Below are 17,425 nucleotides of genomic sequence, written 5' to 3'. Positions count from 1 at the left end.
AATTAACAATTAAAAGGGCAAGGGGCAAACCTCCCTTTATCTCCCCTTAAAAGGGGAGGAGGGCAAAAGTGTTTAATTAACTTCTCGCTAACACCCTAACATCCCTATACCCCAAACCTCTATAACTCTTTCTCTCGAACGATTACAATGACTAAACTACTCAATCTCAATGGTGGTTGGTTTATTATCTCCACTATTTCCACTAGAATTATTACGGTTAGATTTATCTACAGGTTGTCTAAAATCAGCATAGATGCGATCGCGCCATGTAAAGAAAGGCTCATAAGCGCTATTATCAGCTAAACCCGGAATACCTTTACCTTCTAAATTAATATCTAAATCATAATAAGTCACAGAAGGAAACTTAATGATAGTCGTCAACGCCGCCACCGTTAAATCGGCTAAAGTGGGTTTATCTCCTGTTAAATAGGGTTGGTCATGTAAAATCAAAGTTAAAGCCTCTAAATCTTGCTTTAAACCCTTTTCCGCTTCTTTTAAAACATCTTTTCCGAAACCTACTCCCAAACTGAAAACATCCATAATTTCTGAAGGGAAAGCATTAACAAAAGTCTTGAGAATATCAGGGGTATTTTCGGGCAGAAAAGAAGAGCGAAAACTGGGGTAATGATTTAAGGCATGAAAGAAAGCCTTACGCCCTTTTAAACCCAAAGATTCATCCGCCCATTCTTCCATCAATAAACATTTACCTCTAGCAACTCCATCGGTTGGAATTAAAGGCTTTTCTGGGTATTTACGATCTAAATATAAAGCAATTTCCGTTGAATCGGCAATGATAGTATCACCATCTTTTAACACGGGAACTTGTCTTTGTCCTGAAATTTTATAAACTTCTAATTGTCCAATACCGGGGGTAACTTCTACTTTTTTGTATTCCAAACCCTTGTAGTCAAGGATAAGTCTAACCTTTTCAGAAAATTGAGAAAGTTCAAATTGATATAGTTCTAACATAGTAAGATTTCAATTGTTATAAAACTTAACATCTATACTTTAACAACTAATAATCAATTATCGAGATTAGTTAAGAGAAAAATTGGGTTACATTGATTTTGTTATCAATTTTTGGAGATTTCCAATGACTTTTTTTGTCACTAATCATCATCTTTCTCAAACTACAGAGAATATTTTAGAAAAGACATGGCAAAAATTCCCTTCGTTAAAAAAAAATCACATTGCTTTGACAGTAATTATGGAGAATAAAGAGAAATCTCCTTTGCAGGGTTTTAGCTATCGGGGAAACGAAAAAATCTATCCTGCAAGTATTGTCAAATTATTCTATTTAGTGGCGGTGGAAGAATGGTTAAATCAGGGAAAAATTCAACCCTCCTCAGAGTTTGATCGCGCTGTGAGAGATATGATTATAGAATCGAGTAATGATGCCACCAGTCTGGTTATGGATACTCTTACTCAAACTACATCAGGATATGAGTTACCAGAATTAGAATTTCGTCAATGGCAAAAACAAAGGAATATGATAAATGACTATTTCCAGAGTTATAACTGGGAAGAATTTGCCCCTATCAACGTTAATCAGAAAACTTGGTGTGATGGTGCTTATGGAAGAGAAAGAATATTTTTAGGGGAAAACTATGAGAATCGAAATATGTTAACTACCAATGCCGTCGCTAGATTACTTTATAGCATCATGAATAATTTAGTAGTAACGGATAAAGCCTGTGAAAAAATGCGAAATTTGCTCAAAAGAGATGCTAGTAAAAAGAAATTGGGGATAAATGATGAAGAAAATCAAATTAACGGTTTTATTGGTGAAAGCGTACCTAATAATGCTCAAATTTGGTCTAAAGCTGGATGGACTTCGCAAGTACGTCATGATTGTGCATATATTACCCTACCTAACTCAACCTCTTATTTATTCGTCATCTTCACTGAGGGAAAAGCGAGTCGTCAGCGAAACCTAATTCCTTTTATCTCTCATCAATTTATAATGGAAATTCAAAAAATCGATGTTTCTGAATCTTAAAGATATGATTTTTAGTTTAGTGGGCAAAGGCAATTAACAATTAATAATTAAGGCAAGGCAAGGGGCAACAACCTGAGTTCGGAGTTATGAGCTAAATTTAACGGATTTTGACAAAAACAGTAACTAAATTGATTTTCTTACTTTAAATATGAGTGCCTTATGGGTCAATAGTTGATAAGTTTAAATTCCTTTAAAGCGGGTAAAAAATTACGATTTTCATGACCAGATTTACTCAATTTAATTAAGACAAACCTTTGTAAATCATCTAAATTTTGCCATTGTGATAATGTTAACTGAAAGTTAAATTCTTCTGCTTTTTTAATAACTTGTTCTGGTATTTCCTCTATATTTGACCATTTAGGGTTAGATTCTATTTCTAAATTTTTTGCATACTCTCCTGTTTTTTCTTTAACTAATTCTTGCAAGTAATCAGCATATTCCTTGATTTCTTGAGCAGTTTTGCAGGGTTTATGCACTAAAGAATCTTTTTCTTCCTTATTAAATTCATGCCAGTGATTAAGTTTTAGTTTGACTCCGCAAGTATCTAATTTATATCTAACTATCATGGGAATACATCTTAGGGAGTTAACAAAATCTTGTTCAAATTCAAAAAAAATGGTCATTTCAATAATCTAATTTCAATGTTTGACAAAATATGAAAATTTCAGTTTTAGTCTTTATTTTTTTTCCCAAATTGAGGTAATTGTATAAACCCTCTTTTTTTCTGTTTTTTTTCTTGATTACGTCCGTTATTCCCTTCTTTTTTCTCTCGATTGTTATTACTATCTTGGTTTTTTAATGGTAAATTGAGGGATGCGTTTTGTTTAACTTCTGTATTATCTTCGGAGAAAGAAGGGGTATTTAATATGTTTTCTATGGGGTGGTTTTTTTCATCAATTGTTGAGGGTGTGGAATTTTTATTTTCTCCTTTATTATCGGATTGATTAGAGGATACATGATTTGTTAAAGGGGATAAATTATTATTAGATAAAGGGTTTATATTTAAACTATTATTATCTGCGGAAGAAGCACCAATTACTTGATCTAAAGCTGTTTTATACTGAATATTATATCTTTGTTGCCTTTGTAATCTAATTTTTAATTCTTTATTTTCTTTTTCTACTTGTTTAAGTTGATGTTGTTGGTCGTTATAATTATCTTGAAGTAAGGAACATTCTCTTTCTAAACGGGCTGTTTGTTGTTGAATTTTTTCTAGTTGTTCTGTTAAAGTTTCAATGGTTTCTTTTTGTTTTTCTATTTGTTGATTTTTGTTAACCATTTCTTTCTTTAAATTTTCAACCTCTTTTTGTTGATTTTCTTCTAAATTAGAATAGTCTTGATTTTTTATTACTTGAATTTTTATTTGCTGTTTTTGTTCTTCTATAAGATTCTCTAAATCACTAATTTTCGCTTTTAATTTTTCATTTTGGTTTCTTATTTTAGATGCGATCGCATACCAGTTAACATCATTGATTAGCGGTTTGGATGATGAGGAAGAATTGGTCATGGGTATTAGTGTTGATTTGATAATAAAAGTTTCAGGAAGAAAAAGACTCTATCTTATTTTCTTTTTAGATTAGCATAGCAACAAAATTTTCAATATAAATTATTTATTATTTTTTTACACAACTCAAATATAATGACTATGGTTACAAAAAAATCCCCCTAAAAAGAGGGATAAATTTAATGAACTAATAATTGTTTGTTTAGTGTTTAATTATCGATTTGCGTCTAATCTTTCCTCTAATTTAGCAATATCAAGTAAGGTTTTGAGTAAAGAATCAGGATTTAAACTGATGGAGTCAATGCCTAATTCTACTAAGAAACGGGCAAATTCAGGGTAATCACTGGGTGCTTGTCCACAAATACCGATTTTACGATTATTGCGTTTCGCTTTTTCAATTACCATGCGTACCATATCCTTAACTGCGTCGTTGCGTTCATCGAAGATATGTGCTACTAATGAGGAATCGCGATCGAGCCCTAAGGTTAACTGTGTTAGGTCATTTGAACCAATGGAGAAACCATCAAAGATTTCGCTATATTGATCCGCTAAAATGACGTTACTGGGAATTTCGCACATTACATAGACTTCTAAGCCGTTTTCACCCCGTTTTAAGCCATGTTTTTCCATCTCTGCTAACACACGGCGACCTTCATAGGGAGTGCGACAGAAAGGAATCATCGGAATTACGTTAGTTAAGCCCATTTCGTCACGAACTCGTTTTAAGGCTTTACATTCTAAACCATAGGCTTCACGGTATTTTTCATCGTAGTAACGAGACGCACCACGCCACCCAATCATGGGGTTTTCTTCTTTGGGTTCAAAGTCTGCACCGCCTAACAAGTTAGCATACTCATTGGATTTGAAGTCAGACATCCTTACTACCACTGGATTAGGATAAAAAGCGGCTGCGATCGTGCCTACACCCTGAGCAACTTTATCCACGAAGAAATCGGCTTTGTTTTGATAGCCTAAAGTTAACTCCGCAATCTCTTTCTTAACAGATTCATCGGTTAATTCATCATATTTCATTAACGCTAAAGGATGGGCTTTGATATGATTAGCGATAATGAACTCTAAACGGGCTAAACCAACGCCATCGCAAGGAATCGAGGCTAATTTGAAGGCTTCTTCAGGATTACCCACATTCATCAAGATTTTTGTGCGAGTTTTGGGTAAATTGTCCAGTTGGGTTTCGATAATATCAAAGGGTACTAAACCTTCATACACCCGTCCTTCTTCTCCTTCCGAACAAGACACAGTAATTTCTTGCCCTGTTTTGAGGATACCTGTAGCATTACCACAACCGACGATGGCTGGAATACCCATTTCACGGGCAATAATTGCGGCGTGACAAGTTCTTCCTCCTTGATTAGTGACGATCGCACTTGCTTTTTTCATAATAGGTTCCCAATCGGGATCGGTTTTGTTGGTTACAAGCACTTCACCAGCTTTAAACTCACCGATTTTATGGACATCAAGGATAACACGGGCTTTACCCTGTCCGATCATTTCTCCTACGGCACGACCTGCGACAAGAATATTGCTTGTGCCTTTGAGTTTATAGTCACGGAGTACACTACCGGATTTTTGTGATTGTACCGTTTCAGGACGGGCTTGGACAATAAATAACTCGCCAGTTTGACCATCTTTTGCCCATTCTATATCCATTGGGCTATTTTGACCCCGTTTTTCGCTATAATGCTCCTCAATAATACAAGCCCAACGAGCAAGGATTAAGGCTTCTTCATCGGTGATAGAATATTGCAGACGCTCTGATTCAGATACGGGAACGTTTTTAACCTGTTTACCACCGCCCAAGTCATACACCATTTTGATCTCTTTCGAGCCAAGACGTTTATTTAAAATCGGTTTAAAGCCTTGTTTTAGAGTGGGTTTGAAAACGAAAAATTCATCAGGGTTAACCGCACCTTGTACCACGTTTTCACCCAAACCATAGGCAGATGTAACGAAAGCCGCATCCTTAAAGCCTGTTTCTGTGTCAATACTGAACATTACCCCTGAAGAAGCAAGATCTGATCGCACCATTTTTTGCACACCTACAGACAACGCAACCTCAAAGTGATCAAAGTTTTTCACGGTACGATAAGAGATAGCGCGATCGGTGAAAATAGACGCAAAACACTTATGACAGGACTCTAAAACATTTTTCACTCCATGAACGTTTAAATAAGTCTCCTGTTGCCCTGCAAAACTAGCATCGGGTAAATCTTCCGCCGTTGCCGAGGATCTGACCGCTACATCTGTATCATAGACACAATTTCGTAAGCGCATAATTTCCTCTTCATCTTCGGTGGTACAAAGACTAGGATCAGCACCATACCGTTGACATAGTTTAAAGTAAGCATCAGAAATGGCTAACTCTAACTCTTTAGGGAAAGGAGTATTTAATACTAATGCCCTAGCTTGACGACCAACAGCCTGTAAATTGGGCAAATCTTCCACATCTAAATTGGCGAAAATACGGCGTAATTGGGTTTCTAAACCTGCTTTTTTGATAAAGTAGCGATAAGCATAAGCAGTAGTAGCGAAGCCTGTAGGGACATTTACACCTTTTGCACTCAATTGCTGGATCATTTCTCCTAAAGAAGCGTTTTTTCCTCCCACTAGAGGCACATCTTCAATACCTACCTCTTCAAACCAAAGTACGAACTTATCTTGTTTTTGGGGGGATGCAATTCTTTCTGGGGCAGAGTGTACCATAATAAAATCTCTCCTTTACTACAATGGAGTAACTTAATAAAATTTTGGGAAGAACCTCTGTTAATTTTTCTTCAATAATTTTGATCTAAAAGATTATTTTTTTAAGATTTTCTTAATGATCTTCTTAATTAATTTCGAGCAAATTTTAACAAAAGTTCCCCTAACAATTGAATCTTTACTTTAGGAAAATATAGAATAAACCAAATATCACAATAAAGCTAAAGCGAAATTATATGGGACTTTGAATCTATCTAAAACATTTCCCTCACAATTAATTAAACTGTTTAATTTAGTTTTTTTTATCTAAATCTAATTTTATTAAAACAGATATAATATCTATATTTTTATTTTTGAGAAAAAACTTAATTATTTGTTGCAAAGATTAAAATAGTGAATATTGAATACTGAAAAATGTTGATTAACGGGAAGATGTATTTTTCTTGGGAATATTAGCAGCGATCGCTTCTACGATACCAAAAGCGATAAAATTACTAAGTAGGGATGAACGTCCATAACTAAGTAAGGGTAAAGGAATTCCTGTAATAGGTGCTAATCCAATAGTCATACCGATATTCACAATGGTTTGAAAAGCAATCATCCCTAAAACTCCAATGGCTATTAAAGAGCCAAAATCATCTCTTGCCCTACTAGCAATGACTACTAATCGCAAACAAATAAACCAATAAACTACTAAAGTTGCGATCGCACCTATAAATCCCAATTGATCACCAATGGCACTAAAAATAAAGTCTGTATGTTGTTCGGGAACAAAATTAAGATGAGTTTGAGTACCTTCAAATAAACCATTACCCCAAAGCTCACCAGAGCCAATAGCAATGCGAGATTGAATTAAATGGTAGCCCCCCCCTAAAGGATCTTTTTCAGGGTCTAAAAACAAGGTTAAACGGTCTTTCTGATAAGGTTTGAGCAAGTCCCATAAAATATGTCCTAAAACTCCTGCCATGTAATTTGCACTCAGGGTAATTAATGCCCAAATAGCCCCTCTTGGTAAAGTAAACCAAGCAATGAGAATCATAACTACCACAAAAATTAACCATGCTGGGAGGAATAAATTAAATAGGAAAGCAGATACAAGAGGAGAGAGAATTAACAGAATCCAACCCAAATTAGCATTTGCCCAATAAAGCATCGTGAAAGTAATCGCCCCAAATACTAACCCTGTACCTAAATCTGGTTGTGCCATAATTAATAACCAAGGTAAAGCAACAGTTGAAGCAATGGGGATTAAACGGGATACTCTTGAAGCATCACGAAAATGTAATAGAGCCGCTAAGGTAATTATTAAACCAATTTTGGCAAATTCTGAGGGCTGAAAATTAAAGCTACCAATATAAATCCAACTTTGCGCCCCATTAATGGTAGTACCAAAAAAAATCACTGCCACTAATAGTAAGTTTGTGATTCCATAAGTAAGCCAATGAAACTTTAGCAATAATTCATAAGGAAAATAAGATAGTCCTAATAAAATAGCACTTCCAATCACAACCATAATTAATTGTTGCTGCCAATCTGATCCCTGTTTATATAATTGGGTGGTATAAATGATTAAGCTACCAAAACCGCTAATGCCTACAACAAGGGTAATCAAAAACCAATCAAGGCTTCTGTTTGTATTATTCATAAAATGGCTTCTGTCCTAATTTTGCTAGTTTGCATTCTAAATATAATAAACTTCTTATAAAATCCTATTAACTCATGAGCTTTTTCCAAACAGAGTCAGGGATGTTGTCAAATTCTTCAAAGAATACTTCAGGAAGAAAGGCAGTAAGATACAAAATAAGAATAAAACAGTTTAATAATATTAAAAACTCCTAAAACTCTCGATTGGTGAGCGATGCTTACCCTACATAATTTTACTAAGTGTCTCAATGTTATTTTAACTAACAATATAACCAAAAATTTAGCCAAGATATTCCCGTGAAAGTAGTAGTATATAAAGGCTATGAGTGAAAGGGTAAAAGCTATTTTAATGACGGCTTTAACCTCGGCTTTGGGAATGTTGCCTTTAGTCATGGCTAGTGGTGCAGGTAATGAAATATTACAACCGTTGGCGATCCTAGTTTTGGGAGGTTTATTTACTTCTACAGCCTTAACTTTATTGGTTATACCTGCCCTTTATGCCCAATTTGGTAAGTGTTTAGTGCCGAAATCAAGAGAAAATCAAAGAAAAATTAATGATTTTGTGCAAAAAGAAGACAGAATAGCTGTTAATTAGAAATTTTATAGGGTGGGTATGGGTATTGCCCATCAATTCCCATGAATTTCAATCTGCTTCATTCATTAGGAAAAATTGTGAAATAAAAGAATAGCTTGAGTGCGATCGCATACTCCTAATTTTTGGATCATAGAATGAGTATGAACCCTAACCGTACCAGAGGTAATATAGAGCATTTTAGCAATTTCTTGATTCGATTTTCCTTGTGCCATCAATTCGAGAATTTCTCGTTCTCGTTCAGTCAAAGCATCTAAAACAGAATTAGACGTAGAAGTAAAAGCCGATTGAATTTCGTGAGTAGCCTTAGAATCCCACCATGAAGCACCAGCAACCACAGAACGAATAGCTAAAATTAAAGTTTCAGCAGGAATACCCTTAAGACAATAACCTTGAATACCAACCTCGATCAAACGATTAATTAAAGAAGGTTCTGAGTGAGATGTAAGGGCAAGAATAGGCAACTTAGGATGATTTGACTTAATTTTGTAACAGGCTTCTAAGCCACTCATACGAGGTAATCCGATGTCAAGTAGAACTAAATCCAAAGGATGACGATTAGTAAGATTAACGGCCGTTTCTCCGTCTTCTGCCTCCGCTACAATGTGCAAATCAGTTTCTTGTTGTAATCTAACTGAAAGTCCTAAACGGAATAATTCATCATCTTCTACTAGGAGAATTTTTAACATAACCACAACACTCCTTTGTCTCTTTCTTTGCGCCTTTGCGAGGGAAAAATCAACCCTGATAAACAGGAAGAGTAAAACCAAAAATAGCACCTTTAGAGTGATTCTCTGCCCAAATTTTACCACCATGAGCTTCAATAATTTGACGACAGAGATATAAACCTAAACCAGTACCCTTTGCTTGTCGATCGCTGTTAGACTGGTAAAATCGATCAAATAAAAAGGGGAAATCATCTGGTTTAATGCCTGAACCATAGTCCAATATTTTAACAGTGTTTGAGGATAAAATAATCTCAATGCGATCGCCCCGACGAGAATGATTAATAGCATTTATGAGCAAATTTGCTAAGACTCGCTTTAACTGAAAGGCATCCCCATTAACCCATAAAGATTGACGAAAATCTGAATCACCATAGTTGAAGGTAAGATAAACCTGATTTGACAAAGCTAAGGAAGTTAGACTGTTAGCTACTTCTTCCACTAAAACCGTTAAATCTAAGGGATATAACTTCAAATGTAAGCCTTCTAAGTCGTTGCGATAAACGTCTAACAAAGTATTGACTAATTGTAGGCTAGATTGATGAGAACGAATCATCGTGGCTAGTACCTTTATCTGAGTAGGTGTAATTTCCCCAAATTGCTTATTTTGAAAGGCTTTTATAGTTTCGATCGCACCTAGTAAAGGTGTTCTTAAGTCGTGGGTGAGGGTAGAAGCAAAATCTTGTCTTAATCTCACTAATTCTTCCTGAGACTTTAATTTAGTTTGTTGTTCGACTATTTTTTGTTGATAGATACGGTTACTGTTACTTAACCAACCAGTAACGATTAAAGAGAGAGTCGCAATTAAACGATTGGCAAGAGTTGGTAGTTCAATTACAGTACCAATATGTACATATAAATTAAGAAGAGTTAAGAATACGGAAATAATTGTAGCGATGAAAGTTGCTTTACCACCATAGGACACATTAACTAATAAGATTGCACCGGTGTAAAGATAGCCAAATACATAAGCTGGAGGAGTTTTAAATTCAAGGGTTATAAGGATAATAAATACAGAGAGAATAAGAAGTTTTTTTTTCTCCCAAAAGCGTAGAGTCTCAAAAGGTTTTAAGGTTGGTTGCATGGCTTGAAATAGGAGAGAAAATTTATTTTTTCATTTGTTTTTTGATGACCCAAATTACGAATAAAAATACAATGCTTAGTAAAGCTATTTTAGATATGGGTGCTATATATTTTTCTATTAAAGTATAATTTTCACCTAAGATATAACCAGCACTTGTGAGTAAAGAAATCCAAATTAATGTGCCAACAGTGGAATAAATTATAAAAGAATTTATCTTCATATTATTTATTCCCGCCGGAAGAGAAATTAAAGTCCTTACCCCCGGTACTAATCTTCCTACTAACACTGCTATATGTCCATATTTATTAAACCATTTATTCGCTTTTTGAATATCGCCTCCAGAAACAAAAATCCATTTTCCGTATTTATTTGCTAATTTTTCTAATTTTGACTCATCCATAATTCTGCCCAGATAATACCAAGGAAAAGCTCCTAAAATTGTTCCAATAGTGCCAGATGCGATCGCAGGAATCAATTCCATTTGCCCTTGAGAAATAGAAAAACCAGCCAAAGGCATGATTAATTCCGAAGGAATTGGAGGAAATAAGTTTTCAGAAAACATCAATAAGGCAATCCCCACATATCCCAAAGAATTCATTGTATTTATAATCCATTCAGTCATAAAAAATAACACTACCTTTTGTTATTAATTTAATCAATAAGTTAATTAGAATTGAGTTTAATATTATGGCATGGAATAGTCATTTTTTTTGCGGGAAAACTATCAAAATTTTACGAAGTTTAGATAAGTGTTTAGTAAATATAAACGCAAAGTTATACGTTTGTTTAGGGATTTATAAAATTTAATTTTTTAAGATTTAATTAATGAATTTTATTTTTATCAACTCATGTGGCAAGGATTTTTGCAAATTATTTTAACCCTTGTGTTGGTGGTGATTATCACTCCCATATTAGGGAATTATATGGCTTGTGTGTTTTTGGGAAAGCCTACCTTTTTGGATAGATTTTTAAAACCCATAGAAAGTCGATTATATCCCTTATTTGGACTCCGAATACTCGAAGCCACTAACAGCACTGGTTATCAGTATGTTAAGGATGTCATCGTCAGTAATTTGGTTATGGGTATTTTAGTTTATTTAATTCTCATGACTCAGGGATTCTTACCTTTCAATCCCACTAATTTATCAGCACCTAGCTGGGATTTGGGATTACATACTGCTATCTCTTTTCTAACTAATACCAATCAACAACATTATTCCGGGGAAACTACTTTTAGTTATGCTTCTCAGGTTTTGGCTTTGGGGTTTTTGATGTTTACTTCAGCAGGTACAGGGTTAGCGGTGGCGATCGCATTTATTCGAGGTTTAACAGGGCAAAGATTAGGTAGTTTTTATGTGGATTTAACTTTGTCTATTACTCGGATTTTATTACCTATTTCTATTGTAGGGGCGATCGTACTGATTATTTCAGGAGTACCCGAAACCTTATCTCCACCAGTAACAGCGACAACCTTAGAAGGAGCAAATCAAGTAATTGCGATCGGACCTGTCGCCCATTTTGAAATTATCAAAGAATTGGGGGAAAATGGAGGCGGTTTTTTTGGCATTAATTCCGCTCATCCTTACGAAAATCCTAATGCTTTCTCCAATCTATTTACCATTCTGGCGATGATGAGCATTCCCACATCTCTAATTTATACCTATGGGATATTTGTCAACAATAAACGTCAAGCATGGTTAATCTATGGCATGGTATTTAGTATCTTTGCCGTCTTAATAGCTGTAACCGCAGTGGGAGAATATTATGGAAATCCCTTAGTTAATAACTTATTAGGGGAAAATCAACCAAATTTAGAAGGTAAAGAAGTCAGATTTGGCTGGAGTCAAACCGCTTTATGGGCAGTAATGACAACAGGTACTATGTGCGGTGCTGTAAATGGAATGCACGATTCGCTTATGCCTACGGGGGGATTCAGTACCATATTTAACCTGTTCTTACAAATAATCTGGGGAGGACAAGGTACAGGTACGGCTTACCTATTCATTTATCTGATTTTAACCGTATTTTTAACAGGATTAATGGTAGGAAGGACACCGGAATTTTTAGGGAGAAAAATCGAAAAACCTGAAATAGTCTTAGCCAGTATCATTTTATTGGTGCATCCCATCGCTATTTTAATCCCTAGTGCCATTACTTTAGCCTTTCCTGAAACCTTAGCGGGAATAAGTAACCCCGGATTTCATGGTATATCTCAAGTCGTCTTTGAATATTCATCGGCAGCCGCCAACAATGGTTCAGGTTTTGAAGGATTAGGTGATAATACTCTCTGGTGGAATTTAAGTGCAACCTTTAGTTTAATTTTAGGTAGATATGTGCCGATAATTGCTTTGTTGTTGTTAGCTGATAATATGTCGAAAAAACAAGTTGTACCTTTAACTTCTGGTACATTACGGACAGATACAGTTTTATTCACCAGTGTAACCGCAGGGGTGATCTTAATCTTAGGTGCATTAACTTTTTTCCCTGTATTAGCTTTAGGAGCGATCGCCGAAGGATTTACCTTATCGTGAATTGTAAAATTAAACTAAATCATTTTCTGTTAAGTTCGCATCTTTCATAATACTTTTAAGAGTTCCAATCGGTAAATCTTTATTACCATGAATAGGCACTATAAGAGAATCTTGTCCTTTTTCATATTTAAAATGGCTACCTCTAGTTTTAACTAATATCCAGCCTTTCTTTTCTAAAATTTTAGCGAGTTTTTTCCCTGAAATAGATTTCATAAGGCTAACTCAATTAGTTGATAATTTTCAGGTATTTCTTCTTCAATAGAATCATCTAAATAAAGTTCGATTGCCTCCTTCACCATTTCTAACAAATGTTCATAACTTTCTCCCCAAGTATGACAACCTTTAAGAGAAGGTACACTTGCACACCAAACATCATCCTCTTGCCACACTAAAACTTTAATTTTCATAACTACTGAATTTTAATTGTATATTCTTCATCCTATCATGAATAAACCACCTCGATCGCAACGAAAACATACACCCAAAGCCAAAAATCAAGGGCTTTATACCAGAGCAATTAAACAATCTTTTGTCAAATTAAATCCTAAAATTGCCATCAAAAATCCCGTCATGTTTCTTGTCTGGATTGGCACAATTATCACCTTTTTAGTAACAATAAATCCTAGTCTTTTTGGTGATTTTAATGACTCTAATCAAAGACTTTTTAACGGTTTAATAACTCTTATTTTATTCTCAACTGTCTTATTTGCTAATTTTGCAGAAGCGGTGGCAGAAGGTAGGGGTAAAGCTCAAGCGGATGCTCTCCGTGCTACTAAAAGCGATACGATCGCCCGTCTCATTCTTCCTAATGGCTTAATTAAAGAGGTTAATTCTACCAGTTTAAAACGAGATGACCAAATAAAGGTCATTGCGGGGGATATAATTCCTACCGATGGTGAGGTCATCGGTGGCATGGCTTCGGTGGATGAATCCGCTATTACAGGGGAATCTGCTCCTGTTTTAAAGCAACCGGGTACGGATATTGCTAGTTCGGTGACTGGTGGTACTCGTATTATTTCTGATGAGCTAGTTATAAGGGTTACGGCTGATCCGGGTAAGGGTTTTATCGATCGCATGATCAATTTGGTCGAAGGGGCGCAAAGAAGCAAAACCCCCAATGAAATAGCTTTAACGGTACTTTTAGCGGTTTTGACGCAGGTTTTCTTAATCGTTATCGCTACTATGCCTCCCATCGCTAATTATGTGAATAATCCTGTTAGTATTGCTGTGTTGATTTCTCTGTTAGTTGCTCTCATTCCCACTACTATCGGTGGTTTACTGAGTGCGATCGGCATTGCAGGAATGGATCGAGTTTCTCAATTTAATGTCATTGCTACTTCCGGCAGAGCCGTGGAAGCCTGTGGGGATATTAATACTCTAGTATTAGACAAAACAGGTACTATTACATTAGGTAATCGTTTAGCAGAGGAGTTTATCCCTGTCAATGGTCATACTTTGGCCGAAGTAGCGAATATTGCTTTGATTTCCAGTCTTTTTGACGAGACCCCCGAAGGAAGATCGATCGTTGATTTAGCTCAACAATTAGGCTCTCAAGTTGATTTTGATATTAATACGGCTACAGGCATTGAATTTTCTGCTCGTACTCGTATGAGTGGTACAGATTTAGACACTGGTATCGAAATTCGTAAAGGTGCAGTGGATGCCATCAAAGGTTTTGTGCGTTCCAGAGGTGGTAATGTTTCCAATGATCTCGATCGCACCTACGAAAAAGTATCCCGTTTAGGTGGTACTCCTCTGGCCGTCTGTCAGGGTAGTGATATTTTCGGCGTAATTTATCTTAAAGATATTATTAAACCCGGTATCCGAGAACGTTTTGACCAAATGCGTCGCATGGGTATTCGTACTATTATGTTAACAGGGGATAATCAAATTACTGCATCTGTCATTGCCCAAGAAGCAGGAGTAGATGACTTTATTGCTGAAGCTACTCCCGAAGACAAAATCGAAGTAATCCGCCGTGAACAAGCAGAAGGTAAACTGGTGGCTATGACGGGAGATGGTACAAATGATGCTCCAGCCCTTGCTCAAGCTAACGTGGGTGTTGCTATGAACTCTGGCACACAAGCCGCCAAAGAAGCCGCTAACATGGTGGATTTAGATTCCGATCCCACTAAGTTAATTGATATTGTCACCATCGGTAAACAGTTACTTATCACTCGTGGTGCTTTAACTACATTTTCGATCGCCAATGACGTTGCCAAGTACTTTGCCATTATCCCCGCAATTTTTGCTAGTACGGGAATTGGGGCATTAAATATTATGGATTTAAGTAGTACTCAATCCGCTATTTTATCGGCTTTAATTTACAATGCTTTGATTATTCCTGCGTTAATTCCCATTGCACTCAAGGGTGTTAAATTTCGAGCTTTGACTGCTGATCAATTATTGCAACGAAATATCTTAATCTATGGTTTAGGTGGTGTAATTGCCCCTTTTATTGCCATTAAAGTTATTGACATGATGGTTAGTGCTGTAGGTTTGGCTTAATCTCACGCCTCGATGAGCAAAGGTGAAAAGTCTCTAAAAGAGTGCAAAGGTTGTTTTATCTATTTCTGATTTCTGTTACTTACGGTTTTTAAGATTATGAAAAGTAGATTTTTTTCTGATAAGTTATCTGTTTATTTGTTCTCGATTTTAGTGGTTAATATATTGATTTCACCTCTAGTTTATGCCAATACAAATCAGGTTTTTTCTAAGGGACAATCCTATGCTTTAGGACTATTAGGATTAGTGACAATTAGTTTATTTATTTACCTTTTTGTCGTTATTTTTCAACCCGAAAAGTTTTAATTTTGTTTCGTTTCTTTCTTCTTTGTGTTTTTGCAAGATCAAAATATACCATTTTTTTAACGGAGAATAACTACAATGCTTTCTATTAACGATTTTACTAAAGCCATTCGTGCAACTCTTATTTTATGGTTAATCACAGCAATTATGTATCCTTTATTTATTTTACTTTTTGGACAAATATTTATCCCTTTTCAAGCTAATGGCAGTTTAATTAAAGATAATCAAAATAATATTATTGGTTCTAGTTTAATTGGGCAACCCTTCAAATCTGATCAGTATTTCTGGAGTCGTCCTAGTGTTATTAACTACAGTACAGGTGATGATGCTGGTGATACGGGGGTATCTGGTGCAAGTAATTTAGCCCCTAGTAATCCTGAACTAATGGAATTTATTACTGCCCAAGTTGATGTGTTAAATTCAGCTAAGATTAATCCTACTATTGATCTAGTTTACACTTCAGGCTCTGGTTTAGATCCCCATATTACCCCTGAATCTGCTTTAAATCAAGTTGAAAGAGTTGCGATCGCACGAAATCTTGAACCCAATAAGCTACAAGACTTAGTTAAAAGCCATACGGAAGAACGATTTTTAGGTATTTTTGGCGAACCTAGAGTAAATGTACTAAAACTTAATCTAGCTCTTGATAACCTTTAACACTTCTTTGTGACTTTGTGTCTTTGCGAGAAAAAAATGAACCAAAAGCTAGGTAAGCATAAAATATTTATAGGTATGGCTCCGGGAGTTGGCAAAACCTATAAAATGTTACAGGAAGCTAAAAGTCTTAAACAACAAGGTATTGACGTAGTTATCGGACTTTTAGAAACCCACAACCGTCAAGAGACTTTATTACAAGCTAAAGGTTTGGAAGTTATACCCCGTCAGTCTATTAATCAAGGTAGTCAAACTTTAACGGAAATGGATACCGAGGGGATTATAAATAGAAATCCCCAATTGGTTTTAATTGACGAATTAGCCCATACTAATATTCCTAACTCTCGTTATCTAAAGCGTTATCAAGATGTGGAGGAAATTCTCAAAGCTGGAATTGATGTCTATTCTACAGTCAATATTCAACATTTAGAAAGTCTCAATGATCTTGTGGCTAAAATTACGGGCGTAGTAGTTCGAGAACGTATTCCAGATCGCATTTTAGAAGAAGCTGATCAAGTAGTCGTTATTGATGTTACCCCAGAAACTCTCGAAGAACGCCTATTAACCGGTAAAATTTATGCTAGTAACAAAATTGAGCAATCTTTACAAAATTTCTTCCAACGTAAAAATTTAATCGCCTTGAGAGAGTTAGCATTGCGAGAAGTGGCTGACACAGTGGAGGAAGAAGCCCAAGAGTCTTTTTCTGCAACTGAATCATACCCCATTCAAGAAAGAGTTTTAGTTTGCGTTTCTACTTATCCTAATTCCTTACGCTTATTACGACGGGGTGCTAGATTGGCTAATTATATGAATGCCCCTCTTTTTGTTTTATTTGTTAAAAATCCTGATCATTTTCTCTCTAAAACAGAAGCCTTACACATCGAAACTTGTCAACAACTTTGCCGAGATTTTGAAGGTACTTTCTTGCGTATAGAAGATTATAACGTGCCAAGTGCGATCGCATTTATTGCTGAAAAGGAAAAAATTACCCAAATCGTCATTGGTGAAAGTCAACAGTCTGTGTGGAAAAGTTTACTTAGAGGCTCTTTTACTCGAAAATTGATGAGATTAATCTGGAAAAAACAAATTGATTTACATATTATTGCCACTAATCATTGAAGTTTTAATTAATTAAATGGGAGTTTTACGTCAACAAAATAAGT

Annotated in this window: 17 protein-coding genes; 7 read left to right on the top strand and 10 right to left on the bottom strand. The window is 35.6% G+C overall.

Annotated elements, in window-relative coordinates:
- Nucleotides 1-156: 156 nt before the first annotated feature.
- Nucleotides 157-969: a glutathione S-transferase family protein gene (locus Dongsha4_RS15735; protein ID WP_330203257.1), complete on the bottom strand. Its 813-nt coding sequence runs from the start codon at nt 967-969 to the stop codon at nt 157-159.
- Nucleotides 970-1,093: 124 nt separating this feature from the next.
- Between Dongsha4_RS15735 and Dongsha4_RS15730 the strand changes: the two genes are divergently transcribed.
- Nucleotides 1,094-1,999 (top strand): serine hydrolase, encoded by a 906-nt coding sequence (locus Dongsha4_RS15730; RefSeq protein WP_330203256.1) that lies wholly within the window; start codon nt 1,094-1,096, stop codon nt 1,997-1,999.
- 164 nt (nt 2,000-2,163) lie between these two features.
- On the opposite strand, the gene Dongsha4_RS15725 is transcribed toward Dongsha4_RS15730, so the two are convergent.
- The 4 genes from Dongsha4_RS15725 to rodA all read right to left on the bottom strand — a co-directional run bounded on the left by Dongsha4_RS15725 (nt 2,164) and on the right by rodA (nt 7,869).
- Nucleotides 2,164-2,622, bottom strand: a complete 459-nt coding sequence (locus tag Dongsha4_RS15725) for a nitrate reductase associated protein (protein ID WP_330203255.1) — start codon at nt 2,620-2,622, stop codon at nt 2,164-2,166.
- Nucleotides 2,623-2,669: 47 nt separating this feature from the next.
- On the bottom strand, nt 2,670-3,506 hold the full coding sequence (locus Dongsha4_RS15720) for a hypothetical protein (protein ID WP_330203254.1): 837 nt from the start codon (nt 3,504-3,506) through the stop codon (nt 2,670-2,672).
- Between the two features lie 210 nt (nt 3,507-3,716).
- On the bottom strand, nt 3,717-6,227 hold the full coding sequence (gene ppsA, locus Dongsha4_RS15715; RefSeq protein WP_330203253.1) for a phosphoenolpyruvate synthase: 2,511 nt from the start codon (nt 6,225-6,227) through the stop codon (nt 3,717-3,719).
- Nucleotides 6,228-6,645: 418 nt separating this feature from the next.
- Nucleotides 6,646-7,869, bottom strand: a complete 1,224-nt coding sequence (gene rodA / locus Dongsha4_RS15710; RefSeq protein WP_330203252.1) for a rod shape-determining protein RodA — start codon at nt 7,867-7,869, stop codon at nt 6,646-6,648.
- 321 nt (nt 7,870-8,190) lie between these two features.
- Between rodA and Dongsha4_RS15705 the strand changes: the two genes are divergently transcribed.
- Nucleotides 8,191-8,463: an efflux RND transporter permease subunit gene (locus tag Dongsha4_RS15705; RefSeq protein WP_425590767.1), complete on the top strand. Its 273-nt coding sequence runs from the start codon at nt 8,191-8,193 to the stop codon at nt 8,461-8,463.
- A 65-nt stretch (nt 8,464-8,528) separates the two neighbouring features.
- Here Dongsha4_RS15705 and Dongsha4_RS15700 read toward each other — a convergent pair whose 3' ends face one another.
- From Dongsha4_RS15700 to Dongsha4_RS15690, 3 genes are read right to left on the bottom strand one after another with little or no spacing between them, the layout of a single operon-like run.
- Nucleotides 8,529-9,149 (bottom strand): response regulator transcription factor, encoded by a 621-nt coding sequence (locus Dongsha4_RS15700; RefSeq protein WP_330203251.1) that lies wholly within the window; start codon nt 9,147-9,149, stop codon nt 8,529-8,531.
- 49 nt (nt 9,150-9,198) lie between these two features.
- Nucleotides 9,199-10,269: a sensor histidine kinase gene (locus tag Dongsha4_RS15695; protein WP_330203250.1), complete on the bottom strand. Its 1,071-nt coding sequence runs from the start codon at nt 10,267-10,269 to the stop codon at nt 9,199-9,201.
- 22 nt (nt 10,270-10,291) lie between these two features.
- Nucleotides 10,292-10,891, bottom strand: coding sequence for a DedA family protein (locus tag Dongsha4_RS15690; RefSeq protein WP_330203249.1), 600 nt, complete (start codon nt 10,889-10,891; stop codon nt 10,292-10,294).
- A 226-nt stretch (nt 10,892-11,117) separates the two neighbouring features.
- Between Dongsha4_RS15690 and kdpA the strand changes: the two genes are divergently transcribed.
- Complete coding sequence (gene kdpA, locus Dongsha4_RS15685) at nt 11,118-12,800, top strand: potassium-transporting ATPase subunit KdpA (protein ID WP_330203248.1); 1,683 nt, start codon at nt 11,118-11,120, stop codon at nt 12,798-12,800.
- Nucleotides 12,801-12,809: 9 nt separating this feature from the next.
- Here the strand turns inward: kdpA and Dongsha4_RS15680 are convergent, their stop codons facing one another.
- Entirely contained in the window at nt 12,810-13,013 is a 204-nt protein-coding gene (locus tag Dongsha4_RS15680; RefSeq protein ID WP_330203247.1) for a type II toxin-antitoxin system HicA family toxin, read from the bottom strand.
- Nucleotides 13,010-13,207, bottom strand: a complete 198-nt coding sequence (locus Dongsha4_RS15675) for a type II toxin-antitoxin system HicB family antitoxin (RefSeq protein ID WP_330203246.1) — start codon at nt 13,205-13,207, stop codon at nt 13,010-13,012. Before Dongsha4_RS15675 ends, Dongsha4_RS15680 begins: the two co-directional genes overlap by 4 nt.
- A gap of 37 nt (nt 13,208-13,244) precedes the next feature.
- Between Dongsha4_RS15675 and kdpB the strand changes: the two genes are divergently transcribed.
- The 4 genes from kdpB (at nt 13,245) to Dongsha4_RS15655 (ending at nt 17,381) form a co-directional block, all read left to right on the top strand.
- Nucleotides 13,245-15,308, top strand: coding sequence for a potassium-transporting ATPase subunit KdpB (gene kdpB, locus Dongsha4_RS15670; RefSeq protein ID WP_330203245.1), 2,064 nt, complete (start codon nt 13,245-13,247; stop codon nt 15,306-15,308).
- Nucleotides 15,309-15,404: 96 nt separating this feature from the next.
- Nucleotides 15,405-15,611: a K(+)-transporting ATPase subunit F gene (gene kdpF, locus Dongsha4_RS15665; RefSeq protein ID WP_330203244.1), complete on the top strand. Its 207-nt coding sequence runs from the start codon at nt 15,405-15,407 to the stop codon at nt 15,609-15,611.
- Nucleotides 15,612-15,686: 75 nt separating this feature from the next.
- Nucleotides 15,687-16,265: a K(+)-transporting ATPase subunit C gene (gene kdpC, locus Dongsha4_RS15660; RefSeq protein ID WP_330203243.1), complete on the top strand. Its 579-nt coding sequence runs from the start codon at nt 15,687-15,689 to the stop codon at nt 16,263-16,265.
- A 36-nt stretch (nt 16,266-16,301) separates the two neighbouring features.
- Nucleotides 16,302-17,381, top strand: a complete 1,080-nt coding sequence (locus Dongsha4_RS15655; protein ID WP_330203242.1) for a universal stress protein — start codon at nt 16,302-16,304, stop codon at nt 17,379-17,381.
- Nucleotides 17,382-17,425: the final 44 nt, after the last annotated feature.

Origin of the sequence: Cyanobacterium sp. Dongsha4 (assembly GCF_036345015.1) — a bacterium.
Taxonomy (GTDB): Bacteria; Cyanobacteriota; Cyanobacteriia; order Cyanobacteriales; family Cyanobacteriaceae; genus PCC-10605.
This window is presented reverse-complemented; position numbering and strand designations above follow the sequence as displayed.